This is a genomic window from Rhizorhabdus sp. GW822-FHT03C02, assembly GCF_058801765.1.
Map to the genome: position 1 here is coordinate 1,016,592 of NZ_JBXANN010000001.1, position 13,774 is coordinate 1,030,365.

Below are 13,774 nucleotides of genomic sequence, written 5' to 3' on the forward strand. Positions count from 1 at the left end.
ATGAGCCGTGCTCTCAGCTATTATCGGGATTCGGCAGGCGGATGTCTCGAAAAGTTGCCTGGAGCGTGTCGAGCACCGCATCATCTGCCGTGATAATCTCATAGAATGTGCTGTCGAACGCCCGGATCATTACCCACTGTTCATTGGACGGAAGCGAACCGACGAACTCTCCCCAGATAACCTGGTTGGTCCTCTCTGCGATGGCGGCTAGCTCGGTCCCCGTTATTTGGGCGCCCTTTTTTGCCAGCCTCTCTAACTCAACGCCGCCTTCACCTGTGGCTTCCAGAGCTTCAACCTCGGAATTCTCAGGGCACACGACCGTCCATAACGCGGCTAGTGATCGAGGTGCGAGCAATCGCATTAGATCGCGCAGATCGAAAGCGAGATGGCCCCGCTCATGCAAATCCCAAATTTCGAGCTTAGCCATTCCGCATCATGACATGAGCGAGATGCCATGTCAGCTTTCCACCCAAATTAGCCATTTGCGCCAAATCGGATCAATCGGCCGTTTCCGCCTAATTATGGTCGATCGTGGCGATTGCTGCACTTCATAATTGCGGACGTTCGATCGAGGCGGCATTATCGCTACGTGAGAAGCTTCGTCTCCGTATTGAGCCTGCTGTTTCTCCTGTCCGCTCCTGCTGAAGCAAAGCTGCAAATCAGAGGCATTTCAGCGCTGGTGATAAGTCTGCCCGGCGTGCCTAGTCCGCCTGAACAGGATCAGTATGCTGGGCGGCTTTTTCGCGGAACGTGGCGCAGGATCGATTCAAAGCGCCGGCCAGCAGAAGTCGATCCTGTTCGAGCTTTGACCGAGGCGGCATTGAGTTGTGGGCAGCGACGTCTTGAATGGCGCAATTTGAGTTACGACCATGGCAGCGAAATGCTTCTCGAATATAATTCTGCGGGTCAACGTGCGCTCGCCTGTATCGCGAGCAAGGTGTCCTTCGACTTCTATGCCCGTGTCGAAACCATCAAGGTCCGATAACCAGGTCTTGGTGCCCGAAAGCCGCCAGACCGCCTTCCACTTTACTCGGACGTTTAGCCCCGTGCCGATAGTGGTCGTTCACGACCTAGTTCATGACTTCAGACGCCGGGCATCCGCCTGCCTTGGCTTCGCGCCGATAGGGCGAGGCGGCCATTTGCTTTGCGGGCCTTTCCAGGGCCCGGGCCCACTTTCCATACCCGAACTGCTTTCCATGGTTGAGCATATGGCCGAAAGCGACTAGCGCACGCTCCGCCAGAGGGTCGGGCGATCGCTGCATGGTCTTCATGGACCATGGGGAGGAAAGTCCGGGCTCCAAGGAGTGAAGGTGCCGGGTAACGCCCGGCGGGGGCGACCCCAGGGATAGTGCCACAGAAAGCAGACCACCCGGCGGACCGGCTTTCGGGCCGGTTCCGGGCCAGGTCGAAAGGGTGCGGCAAGAGCGCACCGCGGGCCCGGTAACGGGAACGGCATGGTAAACCCCACCTGGAGCAAGATCGAATAGGGACGGCACATGGGCTACTCCGCCCGGTCGTCCGGGTTGATTGCTGGAGGCCGTGTGCAAGCGCGGTCGTAGAGGAATGATCGCCCATCCGCGCAAGCGGTGGACAGAACCCGGCTTATAGACCCTCTGGCACCTTTTCCGTTTCGGCTATGATATGGTTTCCGACGGCGGATATCGGAATTTGTACCGATTCCCGCCGATCGATTGCCACCTAAACCGGACTCGCGCGTTCTGGCCCGGCAACCCACCAAAGGAGCATCATCCCATGGCCGATCTGTCGAACATCAAGGAACATATGGAAGTGATCGGCGCCGACGGCGTCCATGTCGGCACCGTCGATCATGTCGATGGCGACCGCATCAAGCTGACCAAGAAGGACAGCGGCGAGGGCAGCCACAAGGGCCATCATCATTATATCTCGGGCGGCCTCGTCGCCGAGGTCGAGGGCGACAAGGTGCGCCTGTCGGCCAATGCCGACGTCGCGGTGGCCTTCGAAGAAGAAGCCTGAGCTAAAGGGTGAGCCGCCGGTTTCCCCGGCGGCTCCCTTCAACGCGGCGCGGCGGCGCGTCCCAGTCGGTCGTTGATCGCCTCGCCCAATCCCTCGTTCGGAATCGGCGCCACCGCGATCCGTGCCTCGCCGGCATCGTCGGCCCGGTGCAGCGCATCGAACAGGCGCGCCGCGGCCTCAGCCAGGCTGCCATGCGCCGACAGGTTGAGCGCGCCCGCAATCGCCCCGAAACCGATATGATATTCGTCGGCCCCGGCGGTTTCTGCCGATAGCCGCACCGGCTTGCCCGGCGCATAATGGCTGAGCATCTGGCCCGGCGCCTCGATCGCCCCCGATTCCGATAGCGCCACCGCCACCCCGCTGGCCGCCGCCAGGTCGGCGACGCCGATCGGGCCGGGGCGCAACAGCCGCAGCCGGTCCTCCTCCACCGCGACGATCGTCGACTCGATTCCGACCTCGGTCGCGCCGCCGTCGAGCACCAGCTCGATCCGGCCGGCGAGCGACCGCGCGACATGTCCGGCGCGGGTCGGGCTGATCGATCCGCTGGCATTGGCCGATGGCGCGACCAGCGGCCGGCCCGCAGCTATGATCAGCGCGCGCATCGCCGGATGCGCGGGCATCCGCACCGCGACCGTCGCGAGGCCGGCGGTCGCGAGCGTCGCCACCGGCGACCCGGCCGCGATCGGCAGCACCATCGTCAGCGGGCCGGGCCAGAACGCCGCGGCGAGTTGCCGCGCGATCGGGCCGAGCACGGCGACCGCCTCCGCGCCGGCGAGGTCGGCGACATGGACGATCAGCGGATTGAAGCTGGGGCGGCCCTTGGCTGCATAGATGGCGGCGACCGCTTCGCCCGAGGTGGCATCGCCGGCGAGGCCGTAGACGGTCTCGGTGGGCACCGCGACCGGTTTGCCGGCCACGATCAGCGCCGCGGCGGCGGCGATGGCATCGCCATCGACCGGGCGGATCAGGGGCAGGGCGGTCGGATCGGACATCGCAGCGCGGCTAGACCGCAGCGCATCCGCACGCAAGTTTTAGCCGGTGACGCGATCGAGCAGGTCGGCAGGGTCGAGGCGCAGGCGGCGGATCTGGCCGACGACGCGCGGCCATTCTTCGGTGAGGAACTGGTCGCGCGCATCGCGACGCAGCCGGTCGCTCGCTCCCTCGGCGACGAACATGCCGACGCCGCGGCGGACGACGACGAGTCCTTCGTCCTGAAAACCCTGATAGGCTTTGGCCGCGGTCAGCGGATTGGCGCCATGCTGCGCGGCAAAGGCGCGGACCGAGGGGAGCGCGTCGCCGTCGCCATAGGTGCCGTCGAGAATCGAATCCGCGATCACGTCGCGGAGGCGGAGATAGACGGGGCGATCCTGGCTGCGGTCTTGGGTGCTCATGCCGTTACACTGTCCTAACACAGCACGGCGCGTCAATCCCAATCAGCCTTTCCACGTCGAAACGACAGCTTCATGCGCCGGGCGGGGACGCTCTTCGAGCGGCCGCGACGGGGTGCCCAGGAACATGAAGCCGGCGATCCGGTCATGATGCCCGCCGCCCAGCGAATCGCGCACCTGATCGTTATAGCTCGGCCACCCGGTCAACCAGCTGCCGACGAAGCCCTGGGCGTGCGCTGCGACCAGCATCGCCATGCACACCGCGCCCGCCGACAATTCCTGTTCCCAGAGCGGAATCTTGCTGTTCTCGGCCGGGGTCGACAGCACCGCGACCAGGCATGGCGCCTGGTTCGCGAACTGCGCCATCGCCTCGAGCTCGAGCCGCCCCGCCTCGGGCTTCTCGGCGCGATAGGCCGCCTGGAGCAGGTCGGCGAAGGCCTCGCGCCGATCGTCGGGCACGATCACGAAGCGCCACGGATTGAGCTTGCCATGGTCGGGCACCCGCATCGCGATATCGAGGATCTCGCGAAGCTGCGCCGCGTCGGGCCCGGGCGCGATCATGTCGCGCGGCTTGCCCGAGCGGCGGGTGGCGAGCAGGGCGAGGGTCGAGGAGAGGTCGTTGAACATGGGGCGGCCGATAGCAGGAGGCGCGATCTCCAACAATGCGCCGGACGCGCAACCTATCGGCGGGGTTGGAAGATCGAACCGCCAGCCGCCTTGCGGGGGTCGGGTGGGGACTATGCTCGGACATCGCGATGAACCTACGCGTCAAGCTTGAGGCCCTTTCTGTCAACGATTACGGTTTGATGGTGGGGGCATAGGATGGACATCAGGCGCGACGCCGAACGACGAGAAGCGCGGGATGCTCTATACAGCCCGTATCCGCCTCGATTCCCGCGTCGTGCACCCGCTTGGCCGCGACATCCCGCTGGGCCGTGGCATGGCGGTACGGACCGAGATCAAGACCGGCAAGCGCCGGATCATCCAATATTTGCTAGGCCCGATTGCTACCGCGGTTGATGAGGCTGGAAGAAAGCGATGAGAAAGCGAACGGAAATGAGTATCCTCTTAAGCACGCTGCTAACGTTCTCCTGCAGTGACGTTCTTGCGAATGGATCAACGGAACGCAGTTCGTCGACGTTGATGTCTATTCCGACAAAGTCGGGCGTCACTGCGCTTCCGGTAGATCTAGGTCGGCGCTCGCAGAAAAATACGATGTTAGACAATCACGTTATAAATGAAATATCTATAGAAATAATGCCACTTATCGGTAATGACCCTGACAAATGCCCAAATGGCAAGCCGAAGATAGATGATTTCTTTGTCGCTCATGGCGACATCATGTCATGGAAATGCCTAGACCGAAAATTTTCTGCGCAAAAAATTGGTCGATATGCGGCATATGGTAACGTAAATGCGCAATATCTCATGAATATAATAAGACTCTCTTCCACAGATGAAATTTGTTCGTTGCCAGATAAGGATGAACTATACAAAATCTATAAGAAAAATAATCATCTGCAGTCTCTAATTTCTCGTGGAATGATAAATGAACGATGTGGATATTGGGAAAAAGCGTTAAGCGATTATGGTGAGGCGCTTGAATCCGGCGTGTCCCGAATGTCGACGATGATAGATTCTGTTATCTCCAAAAATGTGAAGTTAGAGGTAAAGAAATAATATTCCGAGATATGTTGTCAGCGCAGACGGGAAATCTCTCATCGGCGATGGTGGACTGACAACCATCAAGCTCGGCGCGAAAACTACGGGGCCAGTTTACTGACTGCACTTAATGAGCCGTGGCGCACTATACCACTTGTTATCCATCAACGTAGCTTAAACCGCCGGTCGCCGCGCCAGATAGCCATGTTCGAACATCGCGATGCGCCGGTCGAGCTCGTCGTCCGGGATCGTCTCCGGGGTCGTGCTGATCGCCGCGCGGAAACCGCGGGCGCCGACGATCGCGTCGAAGAACAGGTCGGCGGTCCGGCGCGAGTCGACCGCGCGGATGCGGGCTTGCGCGACCATCTCGTCGAACACCGCCGCGACCGCCTCGATCAGGTGCGCGCGGCCGGTGACGATCACGCTGCTGACCAGGTCGGGGCAGCGCGTGCTCTCGATCATCACCGCGCGTTGCAGCGCGATCATCTCGGGATCGAACGAATGCGCGATCAGCCGCTCGGCGAGGTCGTGGAGGATGTCGCCGATCGGACGGTCGGCGATCTTGATGTGCAGGTCGAGATTCTGGCTGCGGATCGATCGGTTGTTGCAGGCGAGCCCGAACAGTTCGTTCTTGTCGCCGACCAGCTCGTAGATCGTGCGCTTGGTCACCCCGGCCTCGCGGCCGATCTCGTCGAGGGTGGTGTCGTCGAAGCCCTTGGCGATGAACAGCCGCGCCGCCGCTTCGACGACATTGCGTCGGCGCAGCGCGACATCGGCGGCCGGGAGCGGCGGTCGGCCCCGCGGGCGCGCGCCGCCCTGCGATCCGGAGTCCGGGGCGGGCAGGGTGCGCGACATCGGGCCAATCTAGGCCCTGCCGCCGACCACTGGCAATATGAGAGCGCTATCCCGGGCTCCCTGTCGCGCGGCATTTCGGGACATCCGGACCCGCGGCGACGCGGTCGGCGCGCTTTTCGGCGCTTTTCCGGTCGTTGCGCCGCCGCGCAATAATCTTCTTCACAGACGGGAAAACGGCTTTAGTCTGGACGCCCATGACGCGGGCGCCGCGCAGACGCGCCCCGAATCCATAATAAGAAAGAACTTCATGGTCCAAATCGACGCTGACGCGACCACCGAGCCCGGCTCGCCCCATGTAAGCCGATCCGACGGCGACACCTGGTTCGGCCACCCCAGGCAGCTCGCCCGGCTGTTCACCACCGAGGCGATGGAGCGCTTCGGCTATTACGGCATGCGGGCGATGCTCGCGCTCTATCTGACCAAGCATTTCCTGTTCAGCGACCAGACCACCAACGGCCTCTATGGCGGCTTCACCGCTCTGGTCTATCTGACCCCGCTGGTCGGCGGCATGATCGCCGATCGCTATCTCGGTTCGAAGAAGTCGGTGAAGTTCGGGGCGATCATGATGTCGCTCGGCTATCTGGTGCTGTGCTTCCACGGCCCGACTGCCAAGCCCTTCGCGACGATCGACGGTCAGCGCTACGAGGTCGTCGTCAGCGACAGCGGCGCCCAGTCGGTGCTCGACAGCGGCCGCACGCTCGCGATCAAGGGGCAGGACGACGGATCGGTCCAGCTGGTCGCGCCCGACGGCAGCGTCGCCCGCAGCATCGCCAAGGGCAAGTTCGAGGCCGGCGCCGACCGCAGCACCTTCTACACGATGCTGATGCTGATCGCGCTGTCGATGGTCACCGTCGGCAACGGCTTCTTCAAGCCCAACATCTCGACGATCGTCGGCGCGCTCTACGAACAGGGCGACCGCCGCCGCGACGCCGGTTTCACCATCTTCTACATGGGCATCAATCTCGGATCGCTCTTCTCGCAGATCCTCTGCCCGTTCCTCGCCACCGCGTTCGACTGGGCGGCGGGTTTCGCGCTCGCCGCGGTCGGCATGATGATCTCCTGGGCGCTGATCCAGTTCTCGGGCGACAAGCTCAAGGGCTATGGCGATCCGCCCGAGGGGGTGAAGGACCGCTCGATCGCGATCTATATCGGCGCGGTGCTCGCGGTGCCGGTCGCCTGGTTCCTGTTCGTCAACCTGATGGAGACCCCCAAGCAGGTCCCGGGATCGGGGATCGTCGGCTATCTGATGAGCCTGTCGATCATGGGCAAGGCGCTGTTCGCGACCTTCCTCGCCTCGGTGATCGGCATCCCGCTCTGGGCGTGGAAGGCCGGCAACAAGGTCGAATTCCAGATGATGATGGCGGCGATCGTGCTCGTCGTGTTCAACGTCGTGTTCTGGACGCTGTTCGAACAGGCCGGCTCGTCGCTGACCCTGTTCGCCGATCGCAACACCGACCTGACGATCGTCGGCAGCTGGAGCATGTCGGCCGGGCAGACCCAGTTCTTCAACGCCTTCTTCATCGTCGTGCTCGCGCCGCTGACCTCGATCATGTGGAACGCGCTCGGCAAGCGCGGGCTCGAGCCGTCGATCCCGATCAAGTTCGCGATCGCGCTGGCCGGGGTCGGCCTCGGCTTCCTCGCTTTGGTTTGGGGCACCAGCTATGCCGGACCCGACTTCAAGGTCGCGGTGTGGTGGCTGGCTTTGCTCTACCTGATCCACTCGATGGCCGAGCTGTGCATCTCGCCGGTCGGCCTGTCGATGATCACCAAACTGTCGATCGCCCGCGTCGTCGGGCTGATGATGGGGGTCTGGTTCCTGTCGATCAGCTGCGCGCAATATGTCGCCGGCGTGGTCGCGCAGGTCGCTTCGGTCGAAACCGTCGGCGGCCAGGTCACCAACCTCAAGGTCAGCCTCGAAACCTATGCCGGGGTGTTCCAGACGATCGGCTATATCTCGATCGGCCTCGGCGCGGTGCTGTTCCTCGTTTCCTTCCCGCTCAAGAAGTGGATGCATGGTGTCAAATAAGCATCGATCGTCGAAGGGCCCGATCGCGCTGACGCTGATCGGGCTTGCGCTGGCCTGTGCCGGCTGTGCGAGCCAGTCGGCGCCGCCGAAAACGGCTTCGACCGAGAAGGGGCCGGGCAAAGGCAAGGGGTTCGACCATGATCCCTTCCCGTCGACCTATCACGCCTATCCGGGCGTCCCGACCGCCTTGGTCGGTGCCACCGTCTATGACGGCGAGGGCGGGCGGATCGACAATGGCACGGTGCTGCTCGCCGGCGGCAATGTGACCGCGGTCGGCGGAGCCGATCTCGCGGTGCCGGCCGGCACGACGGTGATCGATGCCCGCGGCAAATGGGTGACCCCGGGGGTGATCGACATCCACAGCCATCTCGGCGACTATCCGTCGCCGGGCGTCCAGGCGCTGTCCGACGGCAACGAGGCGACCGGGCCGGTCACCGCCGATGTATGGGCCGAACATAGCATCTGGCCGCAGGATCCGGGCTTCAGCCGCGCGCTCGTCAATGGCGGGGTCACCACCCTGCAGGTATTGCCGGGATCGGCGAACCTCGTCGGCGGGCGCTCGGTCACGCTCAAGAATGTCTACGCGCGCACCACCCAGGGGATGAAGTTCCCCGGCGCGCCCTACGGCCTCAAGATGGCGTGCGGCGAGAATCCCAAGCGCGTCTATGGTTCGAAGGGCCGCGAGCCGTCGACCCGGATGGGCAATATCGCGGTCGACCGCGCGACCTGGGCGAAGGCGGTCGAATATAAGCGCAAATGGGACAAATATGAGGAGAAGGGCGGCGAGCCGCCCGCGCGCGACATCGCGATGGACACGCTGATGGGCGTGCTCAACGGCGAAATCCTGATCCAGAACCACTGCTACCGCGCCGACGAGATGGCCAACGTCATCGATATGTCGAAGGAGTTCGGCTACAAGGTCACCGCCTTCCACCACGCGGTCGAAGCCTACAAGATCGCCGACCTTTTGAAGGCCAACGGGATATGCGCCGCGGTCTGGGCTGACTGGTACGGCTTCAAGATGGAAAGCTATGACGGTATCCCCGAAAATCTCGCGATCCTGCAGAATGCGGGCACCTGCGTGATGATCCATTCGGACGATCCCAACGGCATCCAGCATCTCAACCAGGAGGTCGCCAAGGCGCTCGCCTCGGGCCGCCGCGCGGGCCTGAAGATCAGCGACGAGACCGCCTGGGAATGGCTGGCGATCAACCCCGCCAGGGCGCTCGGCATCGCCGACCGCACCGGCAGCCTCAAGCCCGGCAAGATGGCCGATGTCGTGCTGTGGAACGGCAATCCGCTGAGCGTCTACACCCGGCCCGAAAAGGTCTGGATCGACGGCGCGATGCTGTACGACGCGAACAATCCGAAATTGCGGCCGGTGAGCGATTTCGAGCTCGGCCAGCCCGGCGAGGGAGACGTCAAATGAAGCATCTCCTCCTCACCGCCGCCGCCGCCGTCCTGGCACTGGCCGCGCCGCTGTCGGCGGAAACCATCGCGATCACCGGCGGCACCGTTGCGATCGGCGACGGCTCGGCGCCGATCGAGGGCGGCACCGTCGTCATCGCCAATGGCCGGATCGTCGCCGCAGGCCGCGGGGTCGCGGTGCCCGCCGGCGCGCGGGTGATCGACGCGCAGGGCAAATGGGTGTCGCCGGGCATCGTCGCCGGCGTCAGCACGCTCGGCATCCTCGACGGCTATGGCATGAACGAGACCAACGACGCGTCGGCGAAGAAGTCGCCCTTCTCGGCGGCGATCGATCTCGCGCCGGCGATCAGCAACGCCAGCCAGCGCATCGCCACCGAGCGGCTGCAGGGTACCACCCGGGCCTTCGTGATGCCCGGCACCGGCAATACGATGTTCGGCGGCCAGGGCGCGGTGATCGATCTCGCCGCCGATCTCGATCCGGTGACGAAGGCGCGCGCCTTCCAATATGTCGAACTGGGCGAGGACGGCGCCGGCGATGCCGGCGGCAGCCGGCCGGCGGCGCATGTCCTGCTGCGCGCGGCGCTCGCGGCGGCGGCCAATCCGGCGGCGGTGCCGATCGCCAGCAAGGACTCGCTGATCACCCGCCAGGACGCGCTCGCGCTGGTGCCGGTGCTCAAGGGCAGCATGCCGCTGCTGGTCCATGTCGAACGGGTCGCCGACATCAAGGCGGTGCTCGCGCTCAAGTCGGATTTTCCGGGGCTCAAGCTGGTGCTGGTCGGTGCGACCGAGGGCTGGCGGGTCGCCGACCAGATCGCCGCCGCCAGGGTGCCGGTGATCGCAGCGGCCTTGATCGACCTGCCCGAGAAGTTCGAGATGCTGTCGGCGACCCAGTCGAATGTCGGCAGGATGGTCAAGGCCGGGGTCACCGTCGCGATCTCGACCGCCGACGCGTCCGAGGGGCCGTACGAGTCCTATCTGACCCAATATGCCGGCAATCTGGTCGCGCTGACCAAGGTTCCGGGGGCGACCGGGCTCGACTGGGGGGCGGCGTTCGCGACGATCAGCTCGAAGCCCGCCGAGGCGATCGGCATGGGCGGCGAGATCGGGTCGCTGCGGCCGGGCCGCCATGCCGATGTCGTGATCTGGGACGGCGATCCGCTCGAACTCGCCTCGGCGCCGGTCGCGGTCTTCATCGACGGGGTCGCCCAGCCGATGACCAGCCGCCAGACCCGGCTGCGCGACCGCTATCTCGACCCGACCGAGAAGGCGCTGCCCAAGGCCTATGAACATTGAAAACCTTGGTAACGCAGGCCGCCCGGGCTTGAGGCTTTTCGGGTTTCGGCGCATCTAGCTGCGGAATTCGGCATATATTTGGGATTTGGTCTGATGGCGCGCAAATATTTCGGCACCGACGGTATTCGCGGCCGGACCAACGAAAGCCCGATGACCGCCGAGATCGCGATGAAGGTCGGGCAGGCCGCCGGCGCGCATTTTCAGCGCGGCGACCATCGCCACCGGGTGGTGATCGGCAAGGACACGCGGCTGTCGGGCTATATGATGGAATCGGCGCTGGTCGCCGGTTTCACCAGCGTCGGCATGGACGTGGTGATGGTCGGGCCGATGCCGACCCCGGCGGTGGCGATGCTGACCCGGTCGATGCGCGCCGACCTCGGCGTGATGATCTCGGCGAGCCACAACCCGTTCGCCGACAACGGAATCAAGCTGTTCGGTCCGGACGGCTACAAGCTGTCCGACGACGACGAGGCGCTGATCGAGAAGGCGCTCGAGGAGCCGGTGCGGCTGGTGCCCTCGGCCGATATCGGCCGTGCCCGCCGGGTCGAGGACGCGCGCGGACGCTATGTCCATGCGGTCAAGTCGAGCTTCCCCGAGCATCTGCGGCTCGACGGCCTGCGGGTCGTGCTCGATTGCGCCAACGGCGCCGCCTATGAGGTCGCGCCCGCTGCCTTGTGGGAACTGGGCGCCGACGTGATCGCGATCGGGGTCAGCCCCAACGGCACCAACATCAACGACAAGGTCGGATCGACCGACCCCCGCGCGCTCCAGGCCAAGGTCAACGAGACCCGTGCCGATATCGGCATAGCGCTCGACGGCGACGCCGACCGTCTGATCGTCGTCGACAATCATGGCCGGGTCGTCGACGGCGACCAGCTGATGGCGCTGATCGCCAAGGGCACCTATGACCGCGGCGAGCTGCGCGGCGGCGGCATCGTCGCGACGGTGATGTCGAATCTTGGCCTCGAACGTTTCCTCGGCACGATGAAGCTCGGCCTCCACCGCACCCAGGTCGGCGACCGCTATGTCGTCGAGGCGATGCGCGCCGAGGGTTTCAACATCGGCGGCGAGCAGTCAGGCCACATCATCATGTCCGACCATGCCACCACCGGCGACGGGCTGGTCGCGGCGCTGCAGGTGCTCGCCCAGCTGGTCGAGAGTGGCCGACCGTCGAGCGAACTGCTCCATCTGTTCGAACCGCTGCCCCAGCTGCTCAAGAATGTCCGCTTCGCCGGCGGCGAGCCGCTCAAGGACGACAAGGTCAAGGCGGCGATCGCCGATGCCGAGGCGAAGCTCAACGGCAATGGCCGGCTGGTGATCCGCAAATCGGGCACCGAGCCGCTGATCCGGGTGATGGCCGAGGGCGAGGACAAGAAGCTGGTCGAGACGATGGTCGACCAGATCTGCGAGGCGGTGCGCAAGGCGGCGTGAGCTTGCCCGCTGCCACGGTCATGGCCACCGCCCGCATCCTGATCGTCGCCGGCTCGGACTCGGGCGGCGGCGCCGGAATCCAGGCCGACATCAAGACGGTGACGATGCTCGGCGGCCACGCGACGACCGCGATCACCGCGATCACCGCGCAGAACACGCTCGGCGTCACCGCGGTCCATCCGGTGCCGGTCGCGATGCTGATCGCCCAGATCGACGCGGTGGTCGCCGACATCGGCGTCGATGTGGTCAAGATCGGGATGATCGGATCGGCGGAGGCCGCGCACGCGGTCGCCGACCGGCTCGAGGCTCTGTCGCATGTCCCGATCATTTTCGACCCGGTGATGGTCGCGAGCAGCGGCTCGCTGCTCGCCGATGCCGACACCGTCGCCGCGTTCGGCCGGCTGATGGCGGTCGCCGCGCTGACCACGCCCAACCTGCCCGAACTGGCCGCACTCGGCGGCGACGCCCGCGCACTCGCCGAACGCCATGGCTGCGCGGTGCTGGTCAAGGGCGGCCATGCCGAGGGCGATGTGCTGATCGACCGGCTGATCCGGCCCGACGGCCCGCCGATCGACTGGGAATCGCGCCGGATCGATACCCGCCACAGCCATGGCACCGGCTGCACCCTGGCGAGCGCGATCGCGACCGGGCTGGGGCAGGGGATGGCGCTCGCCGATGCGATCGGACGCGCCCGCGACTATGTCCGCGCCGCGCTGCTCGCCGCACCGGGGCTCGGCGCGGGCCATGGTCCGATGGGGCATGGGCTCGGGCGGCGCTGGCCCGACGACGCTCAGCTTCCCAGGTAACGCACCGGCAGTTTCGTTTCCTCATAGCCGGTCGGAATTCGCACCAGCTTATAGGCACCGGCGTCCTTGCGGGTCGACACGATCTCAACCATCTCGGTGCCGCGGTAGAGAACACCGACATCCTGGTCGAGCGCGAGGCCGGGGCTGTCGAGTGAGCCGTCGGCGATGAACTTGCGATATTGCGACTTGCGGTCGGGGCGGATGTTGTAATGGGGGTTGGTCGATCCCGGCAGCATGCCGGTCGCCTTGACCGGCGCCAGCACCGGCGGGAAACTGTCGGTGAGCCCCGACTGGAACCAGCAGATCAGCCCGGCGCTGCCGCCCGACATCACCACCCCGGCTTCCCAGGCGGCGCGCAGCGCCTTGTCGAACTCCCATTCGCGCCACAGCGTGATCATGTTCCTGGTCGATCCGCCGCCGACGAAGACGATGTCCATCCCCATCAGATAGTCGGCGAAGTCGAGCGTCGCCGGCTGGTAGAGATTGAAGTGGAAGACCTGGCAGGGATATTTCTCCATCCCCCGCGAGAAGGTCTCGAAATTGGCCGCGCTCTCGCCCGAAGCCAGGCCGAGCCAGCAGATCTTCGGCAGCTTCGCCGGGGTCAGCGCGAGCAGATATTCGGGGAATAGCGATTTCTGCCAGACCTCGGGAAAGAAGCCGCCGCCGGTCGCGAAGATCTGCGGTGTCCTGGTCGCCTTGGGGCCGGCGGCGGGCGCGGTGGCGTCGGCGGTAACTGCCAGCGTCGCGGCCGCGGCGATCGCGCCGCCGCCGACGAACGCCCTGCGGCTGATATCGATATCCTTGTCTGCCATCATCGCCCCCTGCATGCCCGAACCCCAGGCAAATGTGACCGAGCGACCCAAGCTTGGCAACGGCTGAAAATCGGGCTT

At 64.9% G+C, this 13,774-nt stretch carries 15 protein-coding genes and 1 other RNA gene; 10 read left to right on the top strand and 6 right to left on the bottom strand.

All coding sequences use genetic code 11. The features are described 5' to 3' along the window. Positions 1-13 precede the first annotated feature (13 nt). On the bottom strand, positions 14-427 hold the full coding sequence (locus tag AC1RM6_RS04765) for a hypothetical protein (RefSeq protein ID WP_493098587.1): 414 nt from the start codon (positions 425-427) through the stop codon (positions 14-16). Positions 428-589: 162 nt separating this feature from the next. Between AC1RM6_RS04765 and AC1RM6_RS04770 the strand changes: the two genes are divergently transcribed. The 3 genes from AC1RM6_RS04770 to AC1RM6_RS04780 all read left to right on the top strand — a co-directional run bounded on the left by AC1RM6_RS04770 (position 590) and on the right by AC1RM6_RS04780 (position 1,995). Further along, a complete protein-coding gene (locus AC1RM6_RS04770) occupies positions 590-985 on the top strand; it encodes a hypothetical protein (RefSeq protein ID WP_493098589.1) in 396 nt (131 codons plus the stop codon). 252 nt (positions 986-1,237) lie between these two features. Further along, an RNA gene (gene rnpB / locus AC1RM6_RS04775) (RNase P RNA component class A) lies at positions 1,238-1,621 on the top strand. A 131-nt stretch (positions 1,622-1,752) separates the two neighbouring features. Then, complete coding sequence (locus AC1RM6_RS04780) at positions 1,753-1,995, top strand: DUF2171 domain-containing protein (protein WP_493098591.1); 243 nt, start codon at positions 1,753-1,755, stop codon at positions 1,993-1,995. 38 nt (positions 1,996-2,033) lie between these two features. Here the strand turns inward: AC1RM6_RS04780 and AC1RM6_RS04785 are convergent, their stop codons facing one another. From AC1RM6_RS04785 to AC1RM6_RS04795, 3 genes are read right to left on the bottom strand one after another with little or no spacing between them, the layout of a single operon-like run. Then, positions 2,034-2,987, bottom strand: a complete 954-nt coding sequence (locus AC1RM6_RS04785) for an L-threonylcarbamoyladenylate synthase (protein ID WP_493098593.1) — start codon at positions 2,985-2,987, stop codon at positions 2,034-2,036. A gap of 39 nt (positions 2,988-3,026) precedes the next feature. After that, positions 3,027-3,386, bottom strand: coding sequence for a GntR family transcriptional regulator (locus tag AC1RM6_RS04790; protein ID WP_493098595.1), 360 nt, complete (start codon positions 3,384-3,386; stop codon positions 3,027-3,029). A 42-nt stretch (positions 3,387-3,428) separates the two neighbouring features. Beyond that, a complete protein-coding gene (locus AC1RM6_RS04795; protein WP_493098597.1) occupies positions 3,429-4,010 on the bottom strand; it encodes a nitroreductase family protein in 582 nt (193 codons plus the stop codon). 235 nt (positions 4,011-4,245) lie between these two features. On the opposite strand from AC1RM6_RS04795, the gene AC1RM6_RS04800 reads away from it, so the two are divergent. Both AC1RM6_RS04800 and AC1RM6_RS04805 read left to right on the top strand, forming a co-directional pair. Further along, positions 4,246-4,425 carry a hypothetical protein gene (locus tag AC1RM6_RS04800; RefSeq protein WP_493098599.1) on the top strand — a complete coding sequence of 60 codons (180 nt, stop codon included), beginning with the start codon at positions 4,246-4,248 and terminating at the stop codon, positions 4,423-4,425. A 173-nt stretch (positions 4,426-4,598) separates the two neighbouring features. After that, the gene (locus AC1RM6_RS04805; RefSeq protein ID WP_493098601.1) at positions 4,599-5,063 is read left to right on the top strand and encodes a hypothetical protein; all 465 of its coding nucleotides are present in this window, start codon (positions 4,599-4,601) and stop codon (positions 5,061-5,063) included. A gap of 156 nt (positions 5,064-5,219) precedes the next feature. Here AC1RM6_RS04805 and AC1RM6_RS04810 read toward each other — a convergent pair whose 3' ends face one another. After that, positions 5,220-5,900, bottom strand: coding sequence for a TetR/AcrR family transcriptional regulator (locus AC1RM6_RS04810; RefSeq protein WP_493098603.1), 681 nt, complete (start codon positions 5,898-5,900; stop codon positions 5,220-5,222). 247 nt (positions 5,901-6,147) lie between these two features. Here AC1RM6_RS04810 and AC1RM6_RS04815 point away from each other — a divergent pair, with 247 nt between their 5' ends. From AC1RM6_RS04815 to thiD, 5 genes are all read left to right on the top strand, one after another. Next, positions 6,148-7,926 (top strand): peptide MFS transporter, encoded by a 1,779-nt coding sequence (locus AC1RM6_RS04815; RefSeq protein ID WP_493098605.1) that lies wholly within the window; start codon positions 6,148-6,150, stop codon positions 7,924-7,926. After that, positions 7,913-9,355 carry an amidohydrolase gene (locus tag AC1RM6_RS04820; RefSeq protein ID WP_493098607.1) on the top strand — a complete coding sequence of 481 codons (1,443 nt, stop codon included), beginning with the start codon at positions 7,913-7,915 and terminating at the stop codon, positions 9,353-9,355. Before AC1RM6_RS04815 ends, AC1RM6_RS04820 begins: the two co-directional genes overlap by 14 nt. Beyond that, complete coding sequence (locus AC1RM6_RS04825; protein ID WP_493098609.1) at positions 9,352-10,647, top strand: amidohydrolase family protein; 1,296 nt, start codon at positions 9,352-9,354, stop codon at positions 10,645-10,647. The genes AC1RM6_RS04820 and AC1RM6_RS04825 overlap by 4 nt, the downstream gene beginning before the upstream one ends. A gap of 93 nt (positions 10,648-10,740) precedes the next feature. Further along, positions 10,741-12,078 (top strand): phosphoglucosamine mutase, encoded by a 1,338-nt coding sequence (glmM, locus tag AC1RM6_RS04830; protein WP_493098611.1) that lies wholly within the window; start codon positions 10,741-10,743, stop codon positions 12,076-12,078. 20 nt (positions 12,079-12,098) lie between these two features. Further along, positions 12,099-12,884 carry a bifunctional hydroxymethylpyrimidine kinase/phosphomethylpyrimidine kinase gene (gene thiD, locus AC1RM6_RS04835; protein WP_493098612.1) on the top strand — a complete coding sequence of 262 codons (786 nt, stop codon included), beginning with the start codon at positions 12,099-12,101 and terminating at the stop codon, positions 12,882-12,884. On the opposite strand, the gene AC1RM6_RS04840 is transcribed toward thiD, so the two are convergent. Continuing rightward, complete coding sequence (locus AC1RM6_RS04840; protein WP_493098613.1) at positions 12,869-13,696, bottom strand: Type 1 glutamine amidotransferase-like domain-containing protein; 828 nt, start codon at positions 13,694-13,696, stop codon at positions 12,869-12,871. The two genes, thiD and AC1RM6_RS04840, sit on opposite strands and share 16 nt — an antisense overlap. Between the last annotated feature and the right edge of the window lie 78 nt (positions 13,697-13,774).

What these genes read in the sequence shown, in the direction of transcription:
- glmM (WP_493098611.1), top strand. Translation starts at nt 10,741, where the DNA reads ATGGCGCGCAAATATTTCGGCACCGACGGTATTCGCGGCCGGACCAAC.
- AC1RM6_RS04820 (WP_493098607.1), top strand. Translation starts at nt 7,913, where the DNA reads ATGGTGTCAAATAAGCATCGATCGTCGAAGGGCCCGATCGCGCTGACG.
- AC1RM6_RS04840 (WP_493098613.1), bottom strand. Translation starts at nt 13,696, where the DNA reads ATGGCAGACAAGGATATCGATATCAGCCGCAGGGCGTTCGTCGGCGGC.
- AC1RM6_RS04795 (WP_493098597.1), bottom strand. Translation starts at nt 4,010, where the DNA reads ATGTTCAACGACCTCTCCTCGACCCTCGCCCTGCTCGCCACCCGCCGC.
- AC1RM6_RS04765 (WP_493098587.1), bottom strand. Translation starts at nt 427, where the DNA reads ATGGCTAAGCTCGAAATTTGGGATTTGCATGAGCGGGGCCATCTCGCT.
- thiD (WP_493098612.1), top strand. Translation starts at nt 12,099, where the DNA reads ATGGCCACCGCCCGCATCCTGATCGTCGCCGGCTCGGACTCGGGCGGC.
- AC1RM6_RS04825 (WP_493098609.1), top strand. Translation starts at nt 9,352, where the DNA reads ATGAAGCATCTCCTCCTCACCGCCGCCGCCGCCGTCCTGGCACTGGCC.
- AC1RM6_RS04800 (WP_493098599.1), top strand. Translation starts at nt 4,246, where the DNA reads ATGCTCTATACAGCCCGTATCCGCCTCGATTCCCGCGTCGTGCACCCG.
- AC1RM6_RS04785 (WP_493098593.1), bottom strand. Translation starts at nt 2,987, where the DNA reads ATGTCCGATCCGACCGCCCTGCCCCTGATCCGCCCGGTCGATGGCGAT.
- AC1RM6_RS04815 (WP_493098605.1), top strand. Translation starts at nt 6,148, where the DNA reads ATGGTCCAAATCGACGCTGACGCGACCACCGAGCCCGGCTCGCCCCAT.
- AC1RM6_RS04790 (WP_493098595.1), bottom strand. Translation starts at nt 3,386, where the DNA reads ATGAGCACCCAAGACCGCAGCCAGGATCGCCCCGTCTATCTCCGCCTC.
- AC1RM6_RS04810 (WP_493098603.1), bottom strand. Translation starts at nt 5,900, where the DNA reads ATGTCGCGCACCCTGCCCGCCCCGGACTCCGGATCGCAGGGCGGCGCG.
- AC1RM6_RS04780 (WP_493098591.1), top strand. Translation starts at nt 1,753, where the DNA reads ATGGCCGATCTGTCGAACATCAAGGAACATATGGAAGTGATCGGCGCC.
- AC1RM6_RS04805 (WP_493098601.1), top strand. Translation starts at nt 4,599, where the DNA reads ATGTTAGACAATCACGTTATAAATGAAATATCTATAGAAATAATGCCA.